Raw genomic sequence first — 2082 nt, 5'->3', positions numbered from 1 at the left:
AAAAAAAAAAATTGCAGTCAGGCCGGAACGGCTGCTGAACCGGTACAGGCGGGTTCCGGGCGCAGCGCCGGACCAGTCACGGAGCACTAGCGGAGTGTATACTGGCTTAAGATGTAGCATGGCAGTAACACATAGCATTAATGCCACATAAGACAGGCGCAGAAAGTGAAAGAAAACGCGTCAGGAGAAAATGTGATACAGAATATATTCCGCTTCCTCGCTCACTGACTCGCTCCGCTCGGTCGTTCGGCTGCGGCGAGCGGGACGGGCTTACGGATGGATCAGAAATTTCCTGGGGGATGCCAGGAAGATACTTAACGAAGAAAGCATAAGGCCGCGCCAAAGCCGTTTTTCCATAGGCTCCGCCCCCCTGACAAGCATCACAGAATCTGACGCTCAAATCAGTGGTGGCGAAACCCGATGCGGCTTAAAGATACCAGGCGTTTCCCCCTGGTGGCTCCCTCGTGCTCCCCCGCATTCCTGCCTTTCGGTTTACCGGTGTCACTCCGCTGTTATGGCCGCGGTTTCTCATTCCACGCCTGACACTCAGTTCCGGGAAGGCAGTTCGCTCCAGGATGGACTGTATGCACGAACCCCCCGTTCAGTCCGACCGCTGCGCCTTATCCGGTAACTATCAACTTGAGTCCAACCCGGAAAGACACGACTAATCGCCATTGGCAACGGCCATTGGCAAACAGGATGTGCGAGAGATGTCTCAAGAGTTCTTGAAGTGGCGGCCTTAGTGAGGCTACACTGAAAGGACAAATTTGGTGACATGTCTCGCACAAGACTGTTACCACGGTTAGGGGATCTGCCAGGATTACCTAACCTTCGAAAAACCACCTGCCAGGGTGGTTTTTTCGTTTACAGGGCAAGAGATTACGCGCGGAAAAAAAGGATCTCAAGAAGATCCTTTATAAATTAGACATCCAACCTCACAAAGAGGAATACTTAAATCATCTTGGTATATGTATCGGCCGGATTACATCTCATATAAGCCTCCTCCCCGCCTGACACCACACTTTGACCATAGCACCTCGCGCCTAACTCGATATACAGCCCACCATCAAGCCTCTTTTCACATAAAAAATGACCTATAGTTAGATGGTTAGTGACCAAAACTGATATGGATAAAAGGAGCTGGCTTTGAAAAAGATTTTTGTTTCAGTGTTCGCAGCGGCAGTTGCGCTTTCAGCCCTCACCGGCTGCACGCGCACAAGCTATGCCATACACACCAATGACGGTCGCACTATTGTCAGCGACGGCAAACCTAAAGAATCAGACTCAGGCCTGCTTGGCTATACAGACGCGAATGGTGTCAAACAGCAGATCAATAAAACCGACGTTAAAGAAGTCTCCGAAATTCCGCACTGAGCATCTTCTCCGAAAAAGGCCGCTAATGTGGCCTTTTTCTTTACCTGTGGTTCTCCGCCAAAATCCCAGCAAATTGCATCACCAAAGCTAAAAGCTTTCAGGGTTGTCTAAAAAGCACAAGACATAAGAGGAAGTGCGGTATTTTATAATCAAGCCCCCAAGAATTTACCATAACATCCGTTGCCCGCACCGCCTGAGACGCGTTCAGCGCGTTCCTGACGAAACCATGACAAAAACCACAACAAACCACCCCGGAACCCGTCAGAAACGCGCCTGTTAAATTTTAACGGCATGCATGACTATGCACCAGAATGACGCCATGCTCTTTTCACGCAAAAATCATCACCAGACGGGGAAAATCACCAGTGACCAGACAGGAATCCGCCGCCCTCAATATGGCCAAATTTATCCGCGCACAGACACTTCTCCTCCTTGAGCGGCTCGAGCAGATGGATCTGGATGAGGCTGCCGGCTGCTGTGAGCACCTGCACGATCAGGCCGAAGCGCTTTACGCCATGCTGAACGCACAGATAGGCGAGGAAAATGCGTGAAAATCGGTGAACGGGTGCGCAATTCAGTGCGCGGCCGTGAGGCGATGGCGGGGTGTCGGGGCGCAGCCCTGACCAGGGTATTTGTGATGCCGGCGCGTGCGCGGTATTACAAATGCACATCCTGTCCCGGAACGGACACCGGGAAACAGCAAAAAAA

At 51.4% G+C, this 2082-nt stretch carries 2 protein-coding genes; both read left to right on the top strand.

Going from position 1 to position 2082, the window contains the following annotated elements; genetic code table 11:
- The first annotated feature begins 1146 nt into the window (after positions 1-1146).
- Positions 1147-1374, top strand: coding sequence for a YgdI/YgdR family lipoprotein (locus SK62_RS21805; RefSeq protein WP_021243043.1), 228 nt, complete (start codon positions 1147-1149; stop codon positions 1372-1374).
- Between the two features lie 365 nt (positions 1375-1739).
- Positions 1740-1925, top strand: coding sequence for a Rop family plasmid primer RNA-binding protein (locus tag SK62_RS21800; protein ID WP_013772937.1), 186 nt, complete (start codon positions 1740-1742; stop codon positions 1923-1925).
- Positions 1926-2082: the final 157 nt, after the last annotated feature.

The organism is Enterobacter sp. BIDMC109 (genome assembly GCF_001037885.1).
Taxonomy (GTDB): domain Bacteria; phylum Pseudomonadota; class Gammaproteobacteria; order Enterobacterales; family Enterobacteriaceae; genus Enterobacter; species Enterobacter hormaechei_C.
Note: the sequence above shows the minus strand (reverse complement) of the source record. Positions and strands in the feature narration are given on the sequence as shown.